This is a genomic window from Streptomyces sp. NEAU-174, from assembly GCF_052665095.1.
This window is the reverse complement of the sequence record NZ_JBQTCE010000022.1, coordinates 98,702-119,606: the sequence shown is the minus strand read 5'-3', so window position 1 is coordinate 119,606 and position 20,905 is coordinate 98,702. Positions and strand designations below refer to the sequence as shown.

20 protein-coding genes, 4 pseudogenes and 1 CRISPR repeat array are annotated in these 20,905 nt (G+C 65.8%); of the genes and pseudogenes, 12 read left to right on the top strand and 12 right to left on the bottom strand.

Features of this window, described 5'->3' with window-relative positions:
* Positions 1-147: 147 nt before the first annotated feature.
* Positions 148-545: direct repeats of the CRISPR family, unit length 37 nt; unit sequence GTGGCGGTCACCCCTCGGGGCGACCGAGGATCGCAAC.
* A gap of 132 nt (positions 546-677) precedes the next feature.
* Positions 678-1,214, top strand: coding sequence for an SLATT domain-containing protein (locus tag ACT2CW_RS43430; RefSeq protein ID WP_445520587.1), 537 nt, complete (start codon positions 678-680; stop codon positions 1,212-1,214).
* A gap of 760 nt (positions 1,215-1,974) precedes the next feature.
* Here the strand turns inward: ACT2CW_RS43430 and ACT2CW_RS43425 are convergent.
* Positions 1,975-2,349 (bottom strand): hypothetical protein, encoded by a 375-nt coding sequence (locus ACT2CW_RS43425; RefSeq protein WP_138911684.1) that lies wholly within the window; start codon positions 2,347-2,349, stop codon positions 1,975-1,977.
* 338 nt (positions 2,350-2,687) lie between these two features.
* Between ACT2CW_RS43425 and ACT2CW_RS43420 the strand changes: the two genes are divergently transcribed.
* Positions 2,688-3,359 (top strand): HNH endonuclease family protein, encoded by a 672-nt coding sequence (locus tag ACT2CW_RS43420; RefSeq protein WP_445520586.1) that lies wholly within the window; start codon positions 2,688-2,690, stop codon positions 3,357-3,359.
* A 134-nt stretch (positions 3,360-3,493) separates the two neighbouring features.
* On the opposite strand, the gene ACT2CW_RS43415 is transcribed toward ACT2CW_RS43420, so the two are convergent.
* Entirely contained in the window at positions 3,494-3,583 is a 90-nt protein-coding gene (locus ACT2CW_RS43415) for a hypothetical protein (RefSeq protein ID WP_240812860.1), read from the bottom strand.
* 216 nt (positions 3,584-3,799) lie between these two features.
* Here ACT2CW_RS43415 and ACT2CW_RS43410 point away from each other — a divergent pair.
* Positions 3,800-4,204, top strand: a pseudogene (locus ACT2CW_RS43410) (hypothetical protein); the annotation flags it as partial.
* A 451-nt stretch (positions 4,205-4,655) separates the two neighbouring features.
* Entirely contained in the window at positions 4,656-4,925 is a 270-nt protein-coding gene (locus ACT2CW_RS43405) for a hypothetical protein (protein ID WP_240812595.1), read from the top strand.
* Between the two features lie 78 nt (positions 4,926-5,003).
* Here the strand turns inward: ACT2CW_RS43405 and ACT2CW_RS43400 are convergent, their stop codons facing one another.
* Positions 5,004-5,636, bottom strand: a complete 633-nt coding sequence (locus tag ACT2CW_RS43400) for a hypothetical protein (RefSeq protein WP_445520585.1) — start codon at positions 5,634-5,636, stop codon at positions 5,004-5,006.
* Between the two features lie 148 nt (positions 5,637-5,784).
* Here ACT2CW_RS43400 and ACT2CW_RS43395 point away from each other — a divergent pair.
* Positions 5,785-6,899 (top strand): annotated as a pseudogene (locus tag ACT2CW_RS43395) (IS630 family transposase).
* A gap of 202 nt (positions 6,900-7,101) precedes the next feature.
* On the opposite strand, the pseudogene ACT2CW_RS43390 reads toward ACT2CW_RS43395, so the two are convergent.
* Both ACT2CW_RS43390 and ACT2CW_RS43385 read right to left on the bottom strand, forming a co-directional pair.
* Positions 7,102-7,593 (bottom strand): annotated as a pseudogene (locus ACT2CW_RS43390) (DUF6368 family protein); the annotation flags it as partial.
* Positions 7,594-7,721: 128 nt separating this feature from the next.
* A complete protein-coding gene (locus ACT2CW_RS43385; protein WP_445520584.1) occupies positions 7,722-7,850 on the bottom strand; it encodes a hypothetical protein in 129 nt (42 codons plus the stop codon).
* A gap of 179 nt (positions 7,851-8,029) precedes the next feature.
* Here ACT2CW_RS43385 and ACT2CW_RS43380 point away from each other — a divergent pair.
* From ACT2CW_RS43380 to ACT2CW_RS43350, 7 genes and pseudogenes are all read left to right on the top strand, one after another.
* Positions 8,030-8,357, top strand: a pseudogene (locus tag ACT2CW_RS43380) (helix-turn-helix domain-containing protein); the annotation flags it as partial.
* A gap of 540 nt (positions 8,358-8,897) precedes the next feature.
* Positions 8,898-9,167, top strand: a complete 270-nt coding sequence (locus tag ACT2CW_RS43375) for a hypothetical protein (protein ID WP_445520583.1) — start codon at positions 8,898-8,900, stop codon at positions 9,165-9,167.
* A 27-nt stretch (positions 9,168-9,194) separates the two neighbouring features.
* Positions 9,195-9,779 (top strand): sigma-70 family RNA polymerase sigma factor, encoded by a 585-nt coding sequence (locus ACT2CW_RS43370; protein ID WP_445520582.1) that lies wholly within the window; start codon positions 9,195-9,197, stop codon positions 9,777-9,779.
* Position 9,780: 1 nt separating this feature from the next.
* The gene (locus tag ACT2CW_RS43365) at positions 9,781-10,047 is read left to right on the top strand and encodes a hypothetical protein (RefSeq protein WP_445520581.1); all 267 of its coding nucleotides are present in this window, start codon (positions 9,781-9,783) and stop codon (positions 10,045-10,047) included.
* Positions 10,044-10,388 (top strand): hypothetical protein, encoded by a 345-nt coding sequence (locus ACT2CW_RS43360; protein WP_445520580.1) that lies wholly within the window; start codon positions 10,044-10,046, stop codon positions 10,386-10,388. The genes ACT2CW_RS43365 and ACT2CW_RS43360 overlap by 4 nt, the downstream gene beginning before the upstream one ends.
* On the top strand, positions 10,385-10,723 hold the full coding sequence (locus ACT2CW_RS43355; protein WP_445520579.1) for a hypothetical protein: 339 nt from the start codon (positions 10,385-10,387) through the stop codon (positions 10,721-10,723). The genes ACT2CW_RS43360 and ACT2CW_RS43355 overlap by 4 nt, the downstream gene beginning before the upstream one ends.
* An 8-nt stretch (positions 10,724-10,731) precedes the next feature.
* Positions 10,732-11,007: a hypothetical protein gene (locus ACT2CW_RS43350; protein WP_445520578.1), complete on the top strand. Its 276-nt coding sequence runs from the start codon at positions 10,732-10,734 to the stop codon at positions 11,005-11,007.
* A 167-nt stretch (positions 11,008-11,174) separates the two neighbouring features.
* On the opposite strand, the gene ACT2CW_RS43345 is transcribed toward ACT2CW_RS43350, so the two are convergent.
* From ACT2CW_RS43345 to ACT2CW_RS43315, 7 genes are all read right to left on the bottom strand, one after another.
* On the bottom strand, positions 11,175-12,713 hold the full coding sequence (locus ACT2CW_RS43345) for a sodium:solute symporter family transporter (RefSeq protein WP_445520577.1): 1,539 nt from the start codon (positions 12,711-12,713) through the stop codon (positions 11,175-11,177).
* Positions 12,714-13,115: 402 nt separating this feature from the next.
* On the bottom strand, positions 13,116-13,520 hold the full coding sequence (locus ACT2CW_RS43340) for an ATP-binding protein (protein ID WP_445520576.1): 405 nt from the start codon (positions 13,518-13,520) through the stop codon (positions 13,116-13,118).
* Between the two features lie 199 nt (positions 13,521-13,719).
* A complete protein-coding gene (locus ACT2CW_RS43335; RefSeq protein WP_445520575.1) occupies positions 13,720-14,589 on the bottom strand; it encodes an AMP-binding protein in 870 nt (289 codons plus the stop codon).
* 920 nt (positions 14,590-15,509) lie between these two features.
* Positions 15,510-16,310, bottom strand: a complete 801-nt coding sequence (locus ACT2CW_RS43330) for a GNAT family N-acetyltransferase (RefSeq protein ID WP_445520574.1) — start codon at positions 16,308-16,310, stop codon at positions 15,510-15,512.
* 83 nt (positions 16,311-16,393) lie between these two features.
* Entirely contained in the window at positions 16,394-16,516 is a 123-nt protein-coding gene (locus tag ACT2CW_RS43325) for a hypothetical protein (protein WP_445520573.1), read from the bottom strand.
* A gap of 423 nt (positions 16,517-16,939) precedes the next feature.
* Positions 16,940-19,606 carry an NACHT domain-containing protein gene (locus ACT2CW_RS43320; protein ID WP_445520572.1) on the bottom strand — a complete coding sequence of 889 codons (2,667 nt, stop codon included), beginning with the start codon at positions 19,604-19,606 and terminating at the stop codon, positions 16,940-16,942.
* 370 nt (positions 19,607-19,976) lie between these two features.
* Positions 19,977-20,252, bottom strand: a complete 276-nt coding sequence (locus ACT2CW_RS43315) for a hypothetical protein (protein ID WP_445520571.1) — start codon at positions 20,250-20,252, stop codon at positions 19,977-19,979.
* Positions 20,253-20,905 lie beyond the last annotated feature (653 nt).

Genomic DNA, 20,905 nt, shown 5'->3' with positions numbered 1-20,905 from the left:
CGTCAACCGAAGTCAGTGCTTCGGAACCTCTAGTGCACGCGCGACACGCGGATCGCTCCAAAGGAAAATGCCTGACTGATGCGCTTATGCTCCTCTCATTCCGCTTCGCTCAGAGCACAGATAGTCTGTCTGACCTGATCAACCAGCGTGGCGGTCACCCCTCGGGGCGACCGAGGATCGCAACTCCGTCCGTCATTCAGCGTGCGATGGGATGTGGTGTGGCGGTCACCCCTCGGGGCGACCGAGGATCGCAACTTGCTGATCTCCGGGACCATCGCAGCGATGCTGCGGTGGCGGTCACCCCTCGGGGCGACCGAGGATCGCAACCGCAGCACGGCGCAGAGTTCGGGTACGGGCTCCGTAGTGGCGGTCACCCCTCGGGGCGACCGAGGATCGCAACCCGGGCATCAGGCGCATGGTGAGGCATCACCATGAGGTGGCGGTCACCCCTCGGGGCGACCGAGGATCGCAACGAGCAGGCCCAGCAGCAGGCCGCGCTGGACCAGATGTGGCGGTCGCCCTTCGGGGCGACTGAGGATTGCAACACGTCGGTACAGGAGGAACGGCCTATTCACGCTCCTAAGGAGCCTGCTCGTCAGGGTAGGAATCCATCGCCTCTGCTGTCAGCGGAGGGTCTGTGCGGACATGGTGCGGTGGCGATGAGGGGGACTCTGCGGATGGGGCACGACGTGGCTGCGAGCCGCTTGGAAATGATCTCTGACTGGGCAGAAGGATTACGGGTCTTGCATGTAGCGCACAACATCGCAGCGGAGCGTTTTGAGCGTTGGGATCGTGTGACTGCCATCTCGACCGCTGCACTGTCCACCGTCGTAGGCACGGCGATCTTCGCCACGCTGGCGGAGTCGTCACGAACGGCTGTCCGCATCATCACCGGCATTCTCAGCCTCGCCGCAGCGGCACTCAGCACCGCGCAGCTGATCTGGAACTACCCGCAACTGGCTGCCCAACATCGGGCAGCCGCCGTTCGCTACGCCACGGTACGACGCCAGCTCGACATCATGCTGGCTGACAGCGACCGCCTCACCGACGACAACGTGAACGCCGTCTCGACGACATGGGAAGACATCGAGAAAGCCGCCCCGGCCCTGTCCCGCCCTATCCGGCGCCGGGCCAGGCGCGAGATCGCCGACCGCATCGCCCGTCGCCCCCCTACACAGATCACTCCGGCTGGCCGGCCACGGACAGGCGCCTGACCCGCCCACACCCCGGCCGGGCGAAAGCACGGCGGCAGTGAAGGCCGGTCCGCCTGGCGGCGATAGACGCTAGCGGGATGGAGCCTCTGCGCGTTGGAAGACCAATCCGCTGCGAGTAACCTCTGCACCCGTCCACGAGCTGCGGCGACCGGCTCCGTATACGCCGGGACTGTTCATCCGGGGCGGTGTCGGGACGCAGTCGGGACGCAAGGATAGGAACAGACCGACAAAGACGATGGGGTGCCGACACGGCTCACCTCTTCTGACCTGCGAAAACGCCAAAAATGAGCGTGGACGGGCAAGGGCCGCCAAGATCCTCGAAGGACTCCCCGCCCGCTGCAGCCGACAGGCGGCAGACGCTGTGAACCGGTAGGACTGACCGAGAGCGAACTGCACCTGGCCTTCACCGTGCTGCTGGCGGGCATGGCGAGTTCTGCCCGACAGATTCGGCACCGGGCCTCAACAGCTACCAGGCCACCGGGCTGGTCGGTTCCACGGTCCTCACTTACGTCCGGGCACTCGGTGCTGGATGAACCGGAAGCGCCCCCCGGTGTTCACACATCGGGGGACCCCGGGGGCGGCAAGCCGGAGGCTCTCCCGATAGGAAGGCGGAGGGGGCTACGAACCTGTTTGCCGCATACCTTCGGAATGGTGTACCCCACCCAATGGCACATGCCGACCTCGCGACATCAGGTCGCCTGGACAGAACGAATGTGATCAACTGGGCAAGGTATGCCCGACGCCCGACCCGGCGCTGAGCTCAACGGTGGATCTTCGCGCATGGGGCGACGTCGGTCTTGTTGAACTGGATGCACAACCAGGTGCCGTTCGCGAATTTGCGCCCTTCGAACTTCCAGTTCACGTTCGAGAACTTCGTCATTCCTGCAGATGTGGGGGTTGCGTCCTTCCATCGAGTGATGTCAGTTCGTACTCCCTTGTATACGCTGTAGAGCCGTGCCTTGACGCCAGTGCCGTGACCATCCATCCAGCCACCGGCCTGCTTCACCGAGAGTCTCTTGCCCTTAACTACCAATCCCACCTTGCCTTTCTTTACGGTGGCGTCGGCGTGCGCGGGCCAGGCGGCGCCGCCCAGAAGGAATGCTGTTGCAGCGGCTGCACAGATCATCTTCTTCATGGTCGGCTCAACGGAACTGTTGTCTTGAGATTACGGCAGTTGACTTCTTATCACTCCATAGGCTGACTGGAGGCCGTCGCTGTTGGCCCGGCAGCCTCACGATCGCTGAGCTGGTGCGCGCGACAGCGCCGCTCGGAAGGTCGACGATTCAGGCTGAGGACAGCCGTGGCGTCAATCGGGATTTGGATCAGACCCCTGAGCGGTGCCTTCCCTATCCTCACAGTCCGGGATGTACATGTACTGGATGATAAGCCGCACATCTGGGTGATCTTGCGTGCGTATCAGCATGAGCAGCGGCAGCTTCGGTATGCCCATGCCACCCCTACCGAAGGAGTGGCATGGGAAAGATCAGGGCGGTTGCCCTTGTGGTCGCTGTCGGCGCAGCGCTGGGCCTCTCAGCGACACCGGCCTCGGCGGTGTCCGCGGCGCCGGGCGACAGGGTGACGAGGACGCTCACGCAGGCGATCGCGGATCTGCCGGTCGCGGACGAGTCCCGGGCCGGGTACGAGCGCACCAAGTTCCGGCACTGGGTGGACGCGGACCGGAACGGCTGTAATACGCGGTCAGAGGTCCTTCTGGACGAGGCGATCGTGCCACCGACAGTCGGCTCAGGATGCAGGCTGAGCAGCGGAGAGTGGGACTCCTGGTACGACGGCCGGACGATCGACGGCCCCGCAGGTCTGGACATCGACCACAAGGTGCCGCTCGCTGAGGCATGGGATAGCGGCGCCTCGGCGTGGTCTGCGCAGGAGCGGCAGGACTACGCCAACGACCTAGGCGTTCCTAGGGCACTGGACGCGGTAAGTGCGCAGCAGAACCGCCAGAAGGCGGACAAGGACGTCGCTGAGTGGCTGCCTGCGAACTCTGGGGTCCACTGCCGGTATGTCGAGGACTGGGTCGCAGTGAAGACCAGATGGGGTCTCTCAGCGGACCCCGTTGAGGCGTCGGCGCTGGAGCGGGTGGCGGCCGGTTGTCCGGATGAGGAGATCACGGTCGTACTCGCCCGCTGACGCCCTCCGTACCCTCGCCCGCGCCTCTCGGGCGGGCGAGGGGTTCTTCCTCTCAGCCGGTCAGGAGTTTCAGCAGTCGCTCCGTGCCGGACAGGTCTTCGACCACCTCTGCAGCACCCATGGCCCGCAGCACATCAGGGCCGGTGCGTCCGGTTACGACGGACGACGTGGACACCCGCCGCCGTCCCGCCTCGTACATCGGCGGGCGTATCACCGACGAGCACGGCAGACTCCGCAGGTACGTGCGCGTGCCCGAGAGCGATCCGCACCAGCCCCGGGCGCTCGTCCGTGTCCTCGCCGAAGGCCCCGAGTTCGAGATCCACGTACGGGTCGAGGCGAACGCGGCCAGCTTGGTCTCAGCGGCACGCGGATGTTGCCCGTCACCAGGGTGTCTTTATCGCTGTACGGTCGTTGACCTGGGGCTTTGTGATCGTCCACGTATGGGCATGATCACTGATTGTGGGTTTGCGACTGCTCTACTTGATCTTCTGTCGGCTACTGGGCTGGGCCCGTCGACCGTTGCGAACAACGCCGAGATCCTCGCGCTTCGCCATGAGGTCCCTGTGCTTCGCCGGCAAGGAGTGCGGCCGCGGCTCTCTTGGGCTGATCGTGCCGTGCTCTCCGCTCTCGCGCGGCGCCTTCCATCCGCCTTGCGCCGCTATCGGCTGGTCGCCTCGGGGACGCTGCTGGCCTGGCACCGCCGTCTGGTGTGCTGGACGTGGCGTCAGACAGCGGTCGGACCCGGTCGGCCACCGCTGGCAGAAGAGATTGCGGCGCTCATCCAGCGCCTGGCGCGAGAGAACCCGACCTTGGGATACGTCAGAATCCAAGGTGAACTGCGACGACTTGGCCATCGGGTTGCCGCCGCCACGATCCGGCGCGTCCTGCGCCGCTCCGGCCTACCGCCCGCACCGCAGCGTGCATCCCGGCAGACCTGGCGTACCTTCCTCCGAGCCCAGGCCCATACGATTCTGGCCTGCGATTTCATGCACGTGGACACCGTCTTCCTCAAACGCCTCTACGCCTTCTTCGTCATGGAGACTGCCACCCGGCGCGTTCACGTCCTGGGCGTCACCGCCCACCCGACCGGCGTATGGGTCACTCAACTCGCCTGCAATCTGCTCATGGACCTCGGCGACAGGGCTGGGTGCTTCCGGTTCCTCATCCGTGACCGGGACAGCAAGTTCACCGCTGCCTTCGACGCCGTCTTCGCCGGCAACGGCACAGCCGTCATACCGACTCCGCCGCAAAGCTCGCGGTCCAACGCATTCGCCGAACGATGGATACGCACAGCCCGTGCGGAATGCACCCGACCGACTCCTCATCGTCGGCGAACGACACCTGCGTACGGTCCTCACCAGGTACACCGAGCATTACAACTCCGGACGAGCTCACCGCAGCCTCGACCTACGTGCTCCGGACGACGACCCGAACATCATCCCCCTACCCGCCGCCACGGTCAGGCGCAAGCAGGTACTCGGCGGGCTGCTCAACGAATACCACGCCACGCCACCCCCGACCGCCTCATCATCCACAGGAAACGCCCAGCTCAGCGGCATGATCTGAATATTGACACCCCTCAGGCGGCAAGCCGGACGCTCTCCCGATAGGAGGGGGGCTACGAACCTGTTTGGTGCAATCCCCTCAGGAAGGGGTAGCTTCGCTGGACTCAGGTGCACCGGCGGCCGTGTTCGGGGCGGTGGTCGAGTAGAAGACGGACCGCTGCTGCTTGGTGCGGTGAGCTTCGCCCTTGGCGACGAGTGACTCCAGAGTGCTGCGCACGACAGTGGCTTTGATCTTCCGCTCTGGAAGAGCCTGAGTGAGGGCAGCAGTGATCTCGGTCGCCGAGCGTGGTTCACCGTACTGGGTGAGGTCGTCACGGATGAGGTCCCGGAGCGTGGGCGTACCCGCTTTTCGTGCCCGCTTGGGGCGATTCCTGGCTGACTCTGTCTCCTTCCGATTGCCAGTGGTCGTGCTGGTGTTCTTCTTCGGCTTGCGGGCTGCTGGCAGCGATGCAGGCTTCCGAGCAGCGGACGAGTCATTCTCCAAGCTGCTGGGGTCGATGTTCTCGGGTGCGTCACCGGCGGCTTCGTCACCGAGGGTCTGCTGCATGTTGAGCAGGAGCGCCCGGTTGTTTTCCAGCGCCGACAGTTGCTGCTGCAGTGCCGTGATTTCGGAGCTGACACGTTCGTGTTCGGCTGAGTTGCGCTCGAGGTCGGCGGTGATCTGCGCTGCGTATTGGGACTTCAGATTGGTGTTGCTGGCGGAGGTGTCCACCACAAGCTCCCTCGTCTGGGCAGTTTTCATGTTGGTGGTGGATCGTACCTCTACGCGACGGCTAGTGCTCTGACCGCATAGGTTCGCCGGGTTGGCGGTCGTAGCGGTTGGATGTGCGATGACATCCGATCCGACCGCTGGAGGCGCGGTGGCCGAGCCCGTCCGTGTGCGAAGACTGACCGACCAGGAGGGGCAGAAGCTGCAGCAGATCGTGCGCCGCGGCAGCACCAACTCCGTGCGTTACCGGCGCGCGATGATGCTGCTGGCCTCGGCCGGCGGGAACCGAGTGCCGGTGATCGCCAAGCTGGTGCAGGCCGACGAGGACACGGTCAGGGATGTGATCCATGCGTTCAATGAGAAGGGCATGGCCTGTCTGGACCCTCAGTGGGCGGGAGGCCGTCCCCGCCAACTCAAGCCTGACGAGGAGGATTTCGTCATTTCGACGGCCACTACCCGCCCGGTCAAGCTCGGCCAGCCGTTCACTCGCTGGTCGCTGCGCAAGCTGGTCGCCTACCTGCGCAAAGTGCACGGCCGGGTGATCCGCATCGGCCGTGAGGCGTTACGGTGCCTGCTCGCCCGCCGCGGCGTCACCTTCCAGCGCACCAAGACCTGGAAGGAGTCCCCGGATCCCGACCGCGAGGCGAAGCTGGACCGTATCGAGCACGTCCTGGACCGCTTCCCGGATCGGGTCTTCGCCTTCGACGAGTTCGGCCCACTCGGGATTCGGCCCACCGCGGGCTCGGGCTGGGCCGAACACCGGCGTCCCGACCGGCTGCCGGCCACCTACCACCGCACCCACGGAGTCCGGTACTTCCACGGCTGCTATTCGGTGGGCGACGACCGGCTGTGGGGCGTGAACCGGCGAAAGAAGGGAGCCGTGAACACCCTGGCCGGGCTGAGATCGATCCGTGCCGCCCGGCCTGACGGCGCGCCGATCTACGTGATCCTGGACAACCTGTCCCACAAGGGCGCCGACATCCGTCGCTGGGCGAAGAAGCACAAGTCGAGCTGTGTTTCACCCCGACCTACGCCTCGTGGGCGAACCCGATCGAAGCGCACTTCGGACCGTTGCGGCAGTTCACCATCGCCAACTCGAACCACCCCAACCACACCGTGCAGACCCGGGCCCTGCACGGCTACCTCCGCTGGTGCAATGCCAATGCCCGCCACCATGACGTCCTGGTCGCCGAACGCAAGGAACGCGCCGGTATCCGCAGCGAGAAAGGCATCCGCTGGGGCGGCCGACCCGCTCTCGCCGCATGATCAGGCGACCTGGCGAACGTTCCAGGTCACAGCACCACCTCCGCAGCGAATCTGTCTGGGCTACTTGACCAGCCGGAAGGCGGGGTGCCCAACCCAGGCCCGCAGGAACTCCGCCGATCCCAGCGCCATCCAGCCGTTCGCCCGCGATCCCCAACACCCCCGGAAGGCCAGCGACGACCGACGCCTGTCCATCCAGCAGCTCGACATTGGCCACGCCCCCGATGACGTCCATGACAGCGGCGGTCAGCAGGGCCGTGGTCACGTGGTCGATCTCGCGATTGCAGCCGGCGCCGACATTGACGGCATGGGTCGGTCTGAAGCCGAGGATGGCCTCCACCTCGGGCTCGTCCGCGTGCTCAGCCTCGAAGGTGCTCTCGTCGCCGACGCCCGGCCCCATCAAGTAGACCAGGAAGGGCCGACGCCAGTCTTCGCGCTGCGGATTGAATCCCACCAGGGCTGTGAGCTCCTCGTCCGCGGAGGTGTTGCCGAGGAGTGGCAGCGGGAACGGCTTTCGCCAGTCCTTCTCTCGCCTGTCCTCGACGCCCAGTCGCTCTGCGGGCACGTTGACGTCGAAGAACCCGGGCCGCTTCTCGTTGAAGTGGGAGGAGAGTCCCACCATCAACGCGCGGAACTCCCGCAGCGCAGCAGGGGAGAGCGGCTCCGCCAACTCGATCACCAACGTCGGACCAGACATGCTGGGAGCCTAGTTTGATCGGCTCCGCGACCGCTCGCATTGTTCCCACACTGAGTCCAGCCGGTCCGAGCACCGACGCCGCCAACCCGGCGAACCTATGCGGTCAGAGCACTAGAAAGCTATTGGTTTCAGTGGCCGCTGTTCTGCCCGACGTGCTTGGCGGCGAGGGCGCCGCTCGCCTCGTCGGTGTCGGGGTTCGCCGGGTTGCTTGGCGATGGCGGGCTGGCGCCCATGTTGGCGACGGTGACAGGTCGCATGCGCGACCCACAACTACGAGCGAGGGATGACGCTGTGGGAGGTCCAGCGCATTTTGGGCCACCACTGGGCCACCACGACTCTTCGGTACATGGCGACTGAACAGGCCGACTCCGAGCATGCCAATGTTGCAGCGAGCTCGCGGGCGGCCCAGCGCCTGGTGATGGACAAGGGGAACCTTGTGAAGTGGAATCTGAGGATGGTGGCCGCTCAGCGGGACCTGGGGCGTCCCACCGAGTTGCTGGAGGCGTTCAAGACGGTCGGGTTCACGCCGTCGATGAGCAAGGTCGCAGCGATGTGGAGCGGCACCCCGGTCACGGTGCGGCTCGATGACCTGGACAAAGTCTGCGCGGTGCTGAACTGCACCGTGGGTGATCTGCTCCAGGCCGAGCCCTTGGAGGCCGACTGCGGGGGAGAGCGAGGCACTGCCGAAGGCCGTGGGAGCTGAGGGCTCCGGCGGGGGTCCTGTACGTCCGACGCCTCGTCGACAGGGCAGCGGTCGCTCACTGCGCCGAACTGACGGATGCGGGCAAGATCTCATCCTGCTCAGTGCCCGGGCTGCAAGGGCTGGGGTGCTCGGGCTGACAGAGTGCCAGAGGTGCACGGAATGGCGGAAGAAGCATCCTGAGCGGGGCGTATGTCTGCGCTGCCGTCACACGGGATATCTCAACTCCGACCGTCTGTGCCGGGCATGTCTGCACACTGTCCGGCTCGATGCCGACGCCGCGTGGGTCACCGACTCTGAAGGCGCCGGCGGCCCGCGAAGCCGCCAGCTGATGTTCCTCTACTACGGCCTTGCCCCCACTCACGCCCAACCCTGAAGAAGTACGGCAGGCGCACCGGCCGCACCGGCGTCGATCAGTGCGAGCGGCTGCACTGGGTGGAACACATACGCGCGGCCGCGGCCTCGACGTGGGACGACCCTACGGTCCTCCCACCCACTGTCCCGGGGCAGCTGCCGCTCTCCGGCAACGGCACTGCCGTCATACCGACTCCGCCGCAAAGCTCGCGGTCCAACGCGTTCGCCGAACGATGGATACGCACAGCCCGTGCAGAATGCACCCGACCGACTCCTCATCGTCGGCGAACGACACCTGCGTACGGTCCTCACCAGGTACACCGAGCATTACAACTCCGGACGAGCTCACCGCAGCCTCGACCTACGTGCTCCGGACGACGACCCGAACATCATCCCCCTACCCGCCGCCACGGTCAGGCGCAAGCAGGTACTCGGCGGGCTGCTCAACGAATACCACGCCACGCCACCCCCGACCGCCTCATCATCCACAGGAAACGCCCAGCTCAGCGGCATGATCTGAATATTGACACCCGTCAGGCGGCTCGGAGTGAGCGACCACCACACGTCGCAGCCGAAGCCCGCCCTGATGGTGCCGCTGCCACAACTGCCGAAGGTCTTCTGGGCGTTCCACGACCAGTACTACCGGGCCTACCGCCGCTACGCCTACGTGCATCTGGGGGATCCGCACGCGGCCGGTGAGCTGGTCCACCAGGTGCTGATGCACCTGGCGATGAACTGGGCCCACCTGATGGAGGAGGCGAACCCCGCCGCCTCCGCGTGGGCTCTGCTCAAGGAGAGCGTCGCCGGAGAACTCCGGATCCAGGGCCGCAAACCCGCAGTGCCCGAGACGGCCATGCTGCAGCTCGTTGTGCGCGCGGTGCTGGAGTCCAGCCGCCAGGAATTCGAGGTCATCGAAAGCGCTCTGGGCCTGTACCCGGCGATAGCCAGGCTGCCCGAGCGGCAGTTCGACGTGATGGTGCTCCGCTGCGTCCTCGGCTTCTCCACCGATACCGTCGCCCGCATCATGGGAGTCACCAAGGCCACGGTGCGTTCGCATTGCCACTTCGCGCGCCGGAAGATCGCCCGGGAACTGGGCATAGCGTTCGAGACGGACTGCGACGACGAGGAGTGACATGACACCGCGCAGCGTCGATGAACTCCTGGCCGACGCCGAGATCCTGCGGCACGAGTACGACGTCGAGGACACCGAGGCCTCACGTCTGCGTATCGAACGCGAGATCGCCGACACCTGGTGGCGCAGCGCGCTGCTGCTGGAGTCCTCCGCTCAGCAGGTCAAGACCTGGCTCCCTGAGGATGCTCCGCGTCACCGCACTCCTCTGTGCACGGCCCGGTACGAACAGGCCGCCCAGGGGATCTGCGGAAGCTGTCCACCCTGGTGATCCGCGACTCCCGGGCCGCTCACCACATCGCGCTCCTGGCCCAGTCGTGCCGTGTCGAGCCCGCCAGCGCGCTGATCTTCGCTTGCTTGCTGCACCTGGCCGGACAGGGAGGGATCGCAGTTTGGTGGCAGTTCTCCGCCGGCGCCGGAAGCGTCACCGCGGCACTGTGCCTGTATCTGATGTGCAGCGAGGAGAGCTCCGCGATGCCGAGCACTGGGCACGCGAAGCCGCCTGCCTGGAACCTCGAGAACCAGACCAACCCCAGTGACGGCCTGGTCGGCATCCTGCGCCGGCCCTCCAGCCATGAACACTGCGGCAGCTGGTACACCCCCAGCCCATGATCAACCGCACCATGGCGATCCTGCACCCCGGCGTCGCGGCCAGCACGCGCGTCGTGGACAACCTCGCCTTCGCCGATCACCTGCTGTGCCGGTCAATCGCCGTGGCGGTCCAGCGCCTGGAGATCAAATCCGACGCCGACTACGGCACCATCCCCAAAGCCTCCTTCGAACTCGCCGCCCGACTGGAGGACTGCGCGGCATCATCCCCTGACCCGAGAACCCCACTACGAGGGGTGCCGTCACCACGGAAGAGCATAAGGGGCGGTGGGCCAGCTTGGGATGGAGCCGGTTTCATGAGCGGGCGGATGCGGTGCCGTGGAAGCCTGTGTCGGTGACGGTTTCGGTGTCCACTGCATGGAACTGGCGGATCCACCGGGTCAAGCCGACGCGGTCGTTCTTCGCAGAGGCGCTGCGCCGACACTGGGCGACGGCCGTGGAGACGCTGCTCGTCGACGACCGACTCTCGGTGCTGTGGGGCGGAGCCGCCCTCGGCCTGCACACCCTGCACGTCGCCACCCCGGACGTCCTCACCGACCGGTTCGGCCCACTCCTGCGGGGCCACGCGAAGGTGACCCCCGGTCTGGTGACTTCCCGGGGCCGCGCGGAGCCCACCAAGTGATGTTTGTGAGTGAGCCTTTTCAGCGTTGCCACTCCAGGGTGAGGACGGCTTTGGCGATTGGCGACATGCGTTTCGGGCGAACCGTGCCCCGCGGAAGGTCCGCAGCGGCGGCATCGGATCGCCCCGCTCGCCGGCCATCACCAGCCATGCGGACTCGGCCCAGAGCTTCATCGCCGGCGGCTCTCACCGAGTTTGACCCGTCCGCCTCCTGCTTGGCTTCCGAGCCAGCCAAGAAGGAATCCAGCAGGAATGGTGACCAGCCCGATATGTTCCAAAGGAAACCAGTGGAAGTCCTGTTGCGGCAGCAGCGATTGTGGCCGACCGGATACGGCCGGGCTGGATACTTCAAGAATGACACACGATGTCAACGATCCGTAGAGGGTCCACAGCAGGCCTCTGTTGGTGAAGCCTTTCCAGAACAAACCGTAAACCAGGGCAGGTAGCACTGTTGAAGCAGTGACCGCTGCCGCGAACGACACCAGAGCAACGACATTCCAATGGTGAAAGGCCACTGCCAGAAAAACGTTGATTATTCCGAAGGTGACTATGACCCATCTGGTCAGTGCCACCTCCCGATTTTCTGCAATGCGACCTCGCAAAACCACGTGCGCATAGAGGTCATGAGCCACTGATGCTGCGGCAGAAAGGAGGAGGCCGGAGAGTGTACTGAGGGCAGTGATGAAGACCGCACACGCGATCAAGGTGACCAGCGGTTTGCTCTTCATGCTGTCAACTAGCATGACAAGAGAGGAGTATCCCTGCGGATCGCGGACCGCTATAGGGTGACTACCCACCAGGGCTGCTGCAGTCAGTCCGACGATTACAATTCCGGTGAAGATAAGCGTCATGATTGGAAGGGTGAGAGTTGCGGCGCGCCGAGCGGCCGCCCCGTGGGTATAGGAAGCTATGCGCATGACAATGTGAGGCAGAACAATGGGACCCAGGGCGAGAGTGAGGCACAATGACAGGAGGTTCAGTCGGCCGACCGTCGTCTCGCCGAACAAAGTTCCAGATGAGTAGAATTCTTTCGCCCCGCCGCCCTGACGTCCGGCAGTTTCCAGGATACTGCCGACTTCCCAGTCGTACTGCTTCAGCACCGTCCAGATCAGCACCAAGAACACACCGAAGGTAAGGAGTACGTTGCCGATTTTGACCAAACTTGTGCCGCGCATTCCACCGAAGGCCGCGTAGGAGACGACCAACAGGCCGATGAGAATGGTGCCGATCTGTGAGGCCCAGGCAAGGTTCAGCCCCAGAACGTAGGCAACGACATCGCCTACCACCACAAGCTGAATGACCGAAAGGGGGATGCAGACAGCGATGGTGACCACCGCGCCTGCGGTTCTGACATCCCTGCCGCCTATACGGCTCTCCAGAACACCGCCCAGCGTGAAGCGTTCGGTGTTGCGTAGGGGTTCGGCCAGAGGAACCATAAGCGCGAAACCGGCCACGGCGCTGAGGGCAACGACCATACCGTCGTAGCCGCCTAGGCTAACCGCTCCGACCCCGCTGAGAAGGACGGTCGTCGAAATGTGGTCGCCGCACAGGGCCAAAGTGTTCCAGGCTACGGGAAGGGAGCGGTTAGCGCTGAAGAACTCGACGACCCTGTCGTCGCTGCTGATCCCGACGATCAGGCACAGAAGGAAAGATGCCATCATGGCCAGCATCAAGGAGATAAATGGCGTGATCGAGGCGTTGTCGGCCACCGCCAAGAAGTAGGAAGGGGAGTGCCTCACTGGTCGCTCCCCATATCGAAAGGCTTCGCAGAGGCTCGTGGACTATCGAGCTGAATGCTGCATGCGCGGTCGTACCAGAAGCCAGATGAGAGAAGACTGACGGCCTGGCCGCCGAGCAACAGCATGCCCCAAGTAAATGAGCCCGCTACGCAGGTTGCCATCTCGTGGCCCAGGCTGAGAATAGATAGCGGCACGCTGGCTATAGTTACGCAAATGATACCAACGAGGCGACATCCGAGTCTGCCAGCTGAGACGGGTGGATGATGCCCTGGCGTCGACTGTTCAGTCGACGAGTTGGACATACTTGCTATGGAACGCACGAAGTAATTCCCTAGGGGTAGATTCGGCGAGCGAAGGCGCGCCCTCATGGACTTATGACGAGGACCGCAGGTCTCGCACTGGCATGGTGTCGGCGGGAAAGCGGGGATCGGGGGGGGCATATCTGAGCTCGAACTGGTCGGCCAGAGCCTTCACGATGTCGAGTTCCCGGCCGCTTTCGTCATCTGGAGTCTCGGACTTCGCGCGGGACAGTTTGCGCTGCCCGCGGTCGGTAACCACTACGTGGATCGCCCAGTAGGTCAGGGATGCACGGAATTTGGCGGTGTCGCTGGGTGCACGCAGGACTGCGTTAGTGGTCAGCTCCGAGACGGCCTGCGACGTCGTCCATGATTCTCGCAGAAAGGCTCCGCTAGCGGCATGCTGCAAGAACCAGTTTGCGCGCCTCGCGGGGTGCTGCGTGGCTCCGGCCCGGCAGTTGCCCAGCCTCCCTATACACATGAGTAGCGGTATGGGCGCTGGCGGCCTGGGCATGCGAATAGGAGGCGGGCTTCACAGTCACGGCTCGGACGCTTCCTCAATGAGGTGTATGTCGGTCTCGATTCGGATTCGAGCCGCGTCGCGATCATGACCTGCATAGTGGTCCTGTCGATCGCAGCCACGCTTTTCACCGCCGCAGTAGATGTCTTTGATCCTGCCGTCAATAGAGAAAGCAGCGATAGCCCTCTTCGAAGCGGAAAATTCCCAGTTGCGTTGTGCTCAGCTGTATCCGCAGCCTCCACCTCGGGTCGGGCGTCGACCTAGCCGCTGGTCGATAAAGGGCCGCGGACACATAGCTCGCCGACCTCACTGGAGCGCGGTCTCGGTGCCCGGCGCGAGGACCACGACGTCGTCCGACTCGCTGATCGGGCGTCCCACTGAGCACCGGCGCGCCGCGCGGGACGCGTCGGGCGGAGTGACGCTGAGAGCTGGAGGGTGGCGATGTCGTTGGGGTGCAGGACCGCTTGGACGTATTCGACCCGCGCCCCTGCGGCCCCGGGGCCGCAGGTTCTGGTGTGAGGTCCTCGATCCTGATCCCCGCCGTGCCTCGGCTCGCTCCGAGTGTGAGCCGCACTCGTAGGCTGGGCACCACTGCGGCCATCTCCTCGGTGAACTTGTGAACGTCGAACTCAGGTTGTTCCTGGGCCAGGGGGCCGTAGCCCCGCCCCGCCGCGCAATCGTCTCGATCTCGTGGTGTCGGTGAGCCGGAAGCGTGCTCACCGGTACCAGCCCTGGCCTTGAGCGGGCCGTACCGGGCCAAAATGGTGCCGAAGGAGTTGCCGCTCTGGAGGATGACCCGGTTGCCAGGGACGAGTCCCTGGCGAAGGAGACCCACGGCGATCCTGTGGCTCGCGGGCGGCAGTTCGGCGTGGCTCAGCCGGCCGTCCGGGGCCACGACGGCCTCCCGGTCCGGGTGGGCGTCCGCGACGCGCTGCCACCGCTTCACCAGAGTTTCGGACTTCCATGCACCGCCCAAACGGCGCCGGCCGACGAGTTCAGGGGTGCGCGGTGTAAGTCCGATGTTAGCCATGATGATCCCCTTCTAGGACCAGCAGTGAGAAGTCAGCGGAAGCGAACAAGGTCAACACGGCGGCGCCGATCGCGTCGGTTCGGGCTTCCCGTGACAGGTCGACATCGACGGTGGCGCCGAGTTCGAGGCGAAACCGCTCGGCCGGGGCTCAGCGGCTCCGGGCATCCGTGCATGCCGTGGTGCCACTGGCCTCGAGCCACAGCGCGCGCCCCTAGGCGGCGCTGCTCGTTTGACCACCGCCGCGCCGTCGGCCTTGGACATCGCAGGTCAACCCCGTGGGCACGATTACGGTCTCGGAGCTCAACTGCGCTTTGCGATTATGAAGAATTGCTTCCATCAATGTCAATCTCCTGCCGGAGGTGTCACCTGACGATTCACCAGCGCCGCCTGGATCCGGTCGTGGTGTTCGCGGTGGCGGTGCGCGGCAGCGTGCATGCCGTCCGCGAGACGGCCCCTTGCTCGGCGCCGGTCCGCGCGTTCCCCGCCTCCCGACGCGGTGTGCGCGTACGGGGGCAAGTGGCCGCGTTGCTGCTGCTCAGGGCCGCGACCTCGCCCTCGACGGACTCTTCGCAGTTCACCGGCGTGCTGCGGCCGACGCCACGCGGGTCGAAGCCGTCACGTCGTAGGAGTCCAGCACCTTCTGCGGCAGCCCTGAGCCGGCGAGAATGGCCGGGTAGCCGAGCCCCGTACCGCGGAGCCCCGATACCGGGCTGGCCCGGCTCTCCTGCGGGCAGGTCCGCGCCCTTCTCGACGACTACACCGCGGCACGTGGAGCGGGAACAGGGTGGAACCTGCATCGGTCTGCTGGCGCCGAGCGACAACTCTCGTTGAAGGCATGGGTGTCGCCAGGTGCCGTGCCGCAGGCCGCCCGAGGCTGGGGGCTGCGGCACGGCCGACGGGGCGGTACCCCGCCCGTCGAATTAGCTTTGCGGACTGAAGAAGCGAATTGGGGAGTTCGGCTTGAAGCCAATACGCGGGTAGAGGGGCGCCCCGGCAACGGTCGCGTGCAAGGTGGCGCGGGTCAGTCCGGTGGCTCGGGAGCCTTCATACAGTGCCTTGCGTGTGACTGCTTCGCCATAGCCTCTGCGCTGCCATTCCGGCTCCGTGGCGACCAGCACGACGAAGAGCCGGCCCTCCGCCGCGATGGTGCCAGCGCACGCCACAGGGAGGTCGTCGCGCATCGCCAGGTACGCATGCACCTCGTTTTTCCACAGCGCGGAGCCGACAAGTCCGTCGCGGCTGTCCTCAAGGGGGAAACCGTAGCCGCGTGAGTTGATGTCTGCGTATGCCTGGAGCTGTTCATCGGTGGTCACACGTAAAAACGTCAGGTCCGGGTGAACAGGATCGGGGAGCGGAAGGAGGTTGCCGGCCATACCCGTGCCAGGGAAGGCGTACTGCAGACCTACCTGCTTGGCCGCTTCCTCCAGTGTGGAGCGGGCCTCGTCGTCGAGGAGATCCTCGAAGAGCCACAGGAAGCCCGGGTGCTTCTTCGTCCGCATGATGTCCGCCGTCTGGGTCAGACGTTGCTGAAGGAGCTTCGCGTCGGCGCCTACGTCGGTCAAGGTGATGGCGTTCCAGAACGCGAACCGGCTGTCTGCCCACCGGACAGCAATGCCGGGAAGGTCACGCACGTCAGCAGCCGCATCCCAGTCGAGCACCATCGCACGCCATGCCACGGCGAGCTGCTCCATTGACTCGATGGACTCCGTGAGGTCCGTCATCGTATCTCCTCGCATTGTTGTGAATCTCATGAGTTCGTGATCTTTCGTCGGCACAGGCCTGCGGAAGGGCCGTTCGCCCCTGTTCATTTGAAGGTGGGCGTCTTCGTCGCCAGCGCCCGTAGTCGGCCGGGCCGGTCGGGGAGCTGGAAGAACAACCGGCCGAGCATGTTGATGTGGTGCCGCACGAACGGCGAGGGGCGGGCCACGTCTTACGGTACCGCGTCGTCCGACGTCAGGCAGAGATCACCGCCGTCCCGGACCAACGGCTGACAGCGGGCCGCTCCTTCGTGCTCGTCACCGCCGAAAACCTGTGTTGCAGCTATGAATCGGTTCGCCGCTACGCCCTTCGTGGACCCGGCCGGCTCTCTTTGGGAAGAGTCGGAGGGCGACCGGGGGCTGGACGTCCGGTCGGGGGTGATGGCGGCTTCGTGGCCGTGACCATTTCATCCGGACAATGGTGTAGACGCGCCGGGCGCCAGGCAGTGTCGTAGGACGGGGTTGTGCTGCCGCGCCGTTGGACGCACTGGGCAGGTTGCCCCCACTTAGAGCTTTGAGGGAGTCGGACAGCACGAGCAGGGAGGTCTCGCCCGTTCTCCCCGCACACATTGCCGTCCAGCAGGTTCACCCGCTCAGGGTTCGCGTGCTGGCGGTAGCGGGGACCGTGGCGAGGGCAGTGGTGGGTGCGCCGCTCCGGGCTCTTGGGACCGTCCTGGGGCGGCGAGATGGTGCTGCAGGTCGATGTGACGGAACTGGTGGATCGTACCTAGCTGGCGCAATACGCCGCGTCGTTCATGGGCGTCGGTGAGGAAGGCGGTCAGATCCAGGGGAAGGTGTCGGTGCGCCGCCAGGTGGTGGCGGGCGAGAGTGTAGTGCCACCAGGCGTTGTGGCTGAGCGCTGCCGCAAGGCCGACGGTGAGGCCGTAGGCGAGGCCGCGGTTGAGGATGTGGAGCGGACCCATCGAGATCGCCTGTCCGCTCGTGGTTCCCCGGCCCAGACCGTAGGGAATGCCGCCCCGTACGGCGTATTCGACGCCATAGCAGAGGAGGAACGCGGCGCCGACCGCGAGGCCGACGCCCATCCACAGCCTATGGAAGATCTTTCGGTCCTGCTCCAGGAGTGCGGCCGGTCCGACCGAGGTGGTGAGATCAGCCGGTTTGCCGGCGAGGCCGTGGGCGATGCCGACAGCAAGTCCGAATGCGCTTGAGAAAGAGAGCATCGTGGTGAAGGTGTAGGAGGGCGTGCCGGTGAGGAGAGACTGGATCCCGAGGACGGTCCAGTGGGTGACACCGATGGCGGAGCCGCTGGCGAGCCCCACCGCAAACCCCCGCCAGTTCCAGGCCCACCGCGTGCGGACGGTTGGGATGGCGCCTGGGCGGCGTGCGGACAGGCTGCTTGCCCGGGCGCCGACGGCTCCGCCAGCCACTGCGTAGACCGCCCCGTTGGCGAGGGCGCCGACGGCGGCGGCCGTGGAGCCGTAGCTGTGGCGGAAGGAGAACCAGAGCGCGGCCCCGGCGGTGAAGCCGAGGGCGCACATGCGCCAGTCCCAGGCCCGGCGGTGTTGGGGCCTTGAGGCCGCGGGCTGCCGAACCGCGAGTTTGCTGGACAGCGCACCGACGAGCCCGCCGATGAAGCCGTAGGCGGGTCCATCGGCCAACGCGGTCCGCAGCCATTCCAGCTGCCCGGCGGTGAGTACGTGGGTCACCCCCTCGGCGATCCCCCCGGTCAACCCTGCGACGATGCCGCAGCCGATGCCACCCGCGATCCCTCCGGCCAGGCCCGCGACGACGGCCGCGGGCGGGCCGGTCTGCCACCCGGAGTCGAGGCCGGCGAGCAGCGCCGTGAGCCTGCCCACCACGGTGGCGGCGACCCAGGCCACGACACCGAGGACAGCTCCCGTCACCACCTGGGCGATACGGGGCGACAGCGCACGACGCAACTGCCACCAGGCCAGGTCGGTGGCACCGCCCAGGGTGTGTTGCAGGTGTCGCGCCAGATACCGCAGGGCGTGCTCGGCTTGTTGGGGAGACCAGCGGCACGGATACCGCGGATGGGGCCGGTAGGCGGCGGGCACGTACGCATCGAAGAGATGGGCCCGGACGGCTTCGGTGTCGGGGAAACGGGTCGGATCGCACAGGTCCGCAGGCGTGGGGAGGACAGTTGCCTCTTCTCCCGGCCGGGGATTGTACACCGTCCTGGCCAGAAAGAGCATCAGCGGTGTGGTCAGCGTGCGTGCCACGGGGGCATCAGTGCCGAGCAGGCGGATCACCGGATCCCAGCGGGCAGCCGCCGTCGTGTCCTGGCCGCCGGCGTCCCGTTTCAGATAGTCGGCGATGTCCGGCGCGTCCAAGGGGCGCAGTTCCACGGCGGTGGCACCGGAGAGCTTGACCGGAACGCCGCGGGCCGGGGCCAGCGTGTCCCCGTACTCCGTCACTCGGCTGGACAGCACCAGCGGCTGACCGAGAGGCAGGGCGGCGTTGATCGAGTCCAGCGCCATGGCGCGGAACGGTTCGGGAATCTCGTCGAACCCGTCCAGGACCGGAAGGATCAGCCGGTGCTCCAGTAGTGCTCGGGCGTGGTCGGCGTGCCCAGTGTGATCCGCATGCCCTGACTCTGGGGCGCCGAGACCGCTGTAGTCACGCGCGAGCCGTTCTGCCATCCAGGATTCCAGCGTCTGTTCCGCAGGATTCCACGAGGCCAGCGGGAACAGTACGGGAACCGGGCTGCCCTCTGCGCGCTCGGCGACCAAGGCCAGCAACAAGCGGATCAGGAGCATCGTCTTCCCGCTTCCCGGGCTGCCGAGGACCACAAGACGGCGTGTCGGTACCCGTTCCAGGAACACCTCGGTGATCTCCCCGCCTGTTCCGGCCAATCCAGCAGGCTCCCTGGCCCAGCCGGGGGGAGGAGCCGACCGGCCGGACGGCCAGTCACCGGCCATCTCCCGTAGGAGGGACCATGATTCGCTGAATTGGGGATCGGCTGTCTGCCAAGAGACCGGGAGCGGATAGGGGTCGTTCAGCCGCCGCACCCCGGCCTCGGACTCCCACTGGCCCCGTACGGCCACCGCGAGCCGATCGGCGATCCGGTCCAAGCCGTACCCGTCGGCTGCCTCCCGCCGATCGGCCCGGAAGGCTGCCCAGGACAGGTACAGACCGCCTACGGACGGAAGCAGAGCCGCTGCCGTCTCAGCCACCCGCAGGTCGGAACGGAAAGCAATGCATACGGCCCCGGCCATGCCGCCGACTGCCAGCACGAGATAGAGCACGCCGACCCGCCGTGTCCGCCAACCAGTCCCCATGGCCGGATTTTCCAGCGGCGGCAACGGGGGTCTTGCTGGAACAGCGGCTGCGCCCCACGTACGAGTGACAATTTGCTCGCCCCCCACCAGGATGCGGTTCGGAGCCTGGTTTCAGATGGTCAGCCGTCGCGGATGTGAAGGTCGAACTCGTGAGGGGACGTCCCCACCACTGTTCGGTCTTCTGTTCCTTCCGGACACGGGTCTGGATCTCCTGTTGGTGCTGGGGCAGCAGAAAGATGTGGCGGCCTTCGCCGTCGACATTGCCGGTGCATTGCTGCCGGTCCTCGCACTCGCGGCAGGCTCGGCGGGGGGAGGAGCACGGACAACCGGGCGTGTCCGTCGCCGAGTGCGGGTTTCCAAGGAGGGCTGGTCATCCCATTGGGGAGGTCAGGGTGCGGTTCTGCCAGTCGACGGTGAAGTTTTCCTTCGCGAAACCGGGACCTTCGCTGGCCCGGGGAACGGTGCGGACGGGGCCGAGAAGCGTAATGCCCCACCTCTGGGCGGCATGGTGGGTGCTGTCCGGGTTGGTGTAGCCGCCGTCGACGACGTGCTCGAGGGACCTGAAACCCTCGGACGCAAGTCCCTGGTGGATACGGTCGAGTCCGTCAATGTCCTGTTCAGGCGCCGGTCGGGTCTCCACATGCACGATGACATTTAGACCCTCATCGTCACAGGTCTGGGTCTGGTGGTCGCGGTAGCCCTCAGTCCCATTGTCCCGAGATAGCGACTTTCTGGCTGTAGCGGGCCCCCATCGTGGGGTGCGTGCCCAGACGACAGGCCGCACATCTCCACCCGGTCGGGTGGAGTTCACCGACCGCATCCAGAAGTTGAGCCAGAATGGGATGCGGTGCTGACGGAAAGGTTCCTCGTCCTGACCGACGCCCACAGCGCCTCCTTGCGTGCCCAGTGGAGACACAACTCAACGGGGGCATACCCGTACCTGCCGGATACCAGTAGGCTGAATGACCAGTCATCCGGGCCGTCGGGCCGGACTTCCGGGCTCGGGCCCGCGGATGCGGCCGGGTGCCACCAGGCCGGGGATGTGTCGAAGCGAGCCCGAGACCGCAGGTCCCGCCCGGCGTGTGTGCCCCGGATCGCCGGTCAGGAGCCCCGGCTCAGCTCGCTCCCGTACTGGTCGGCCATCAGGTCGCCGGACAGGGAAGCGAGCGACTGCTCCTGCCGCATGGTGCACGCCCTGTCGTTCAGCCCCGGCGCCTACCCTGGCAGCCCTGCGTCGCCACGATACCCAGCGCCACCAACAGCGTCACCACCCCGAACACGAACAGTCGCTGGCGCAGT

Bases quoted from the DNA above. Each gene is read 5' to 3' on its own strand.
- ACT2CW_RS43330 (WP_445520574.1), bottom strand. From the start codon at position 16,310: ATGACGGACCTCACGGAGTCCATCGAGTCAATGGAGCAGCTCGCCGTG.
- ACT2CW_RS43430 (WP_445520587.1), top strand. From the start codon at position 678: ATGGGGCACGACGTGGCTGCGAGCCGCTTGGAAATGATCTCTGACTGG.
- ACT2CW_RS43425 (WP_138911684.1), bottom strand. From the start codon at position 2,349: ATGAAGAAGATGATCTGTGCAGCCGCTGCAACAGCATTCCTTCTGGGC.
- ACT2CW_RS43335 (WP_445520575.1), bottom strand. From the start codon at position 14,589: ATGGCTAACATCGGACTTACACCGCGCACCCCTGAACTCGTCGGCCGG.
- ACT2CW_RS43420 (WP_445520586.1), top strand. From the start codon at position 2,688: ATGGGAAAGATCAGGGCGGTTGCCCTTGTGGTCGCTGTCGGCGCAGCG.
- ACT2CW_RS43355 (WP_445520579.1), top strand. From the start codon at position 10,385: ATGATCAACCGCACCATGGCGATCCTGCACCCCGGCGTCGCGGCCAGC.
- ACT2CW_RS43340 (WP_445520576.1), bottom strand. From the start codon at position 13,520: ATGTGTATAGGGAGGCTGGGCAACTGCCGGGCCGGAGCCACGCAGCAC.
- ACT2CW_RS43385 (WP_445520584.1), bottom strand. From the start codon at position 7,850: ATGCGACCTGTCACCGTCGCCAACATGGGCGCCAGCCCGCCATCGCCA.
- ACT2CW_RS43365 (WP_445520581.1), top strand. From the start codon at position 9,781: ATGACACCGCGCAGCGTCGATGAACTCCTGGCCGACGCCGAGATCCTG.
- ACT2CW_RS43320 (WP_445520572.1), bottom strand. From the start codon at position 19,606: ATGGGGACTGGTTGGCGGACACGGCGGGTCGGCGTGCTCTATCTCGTG.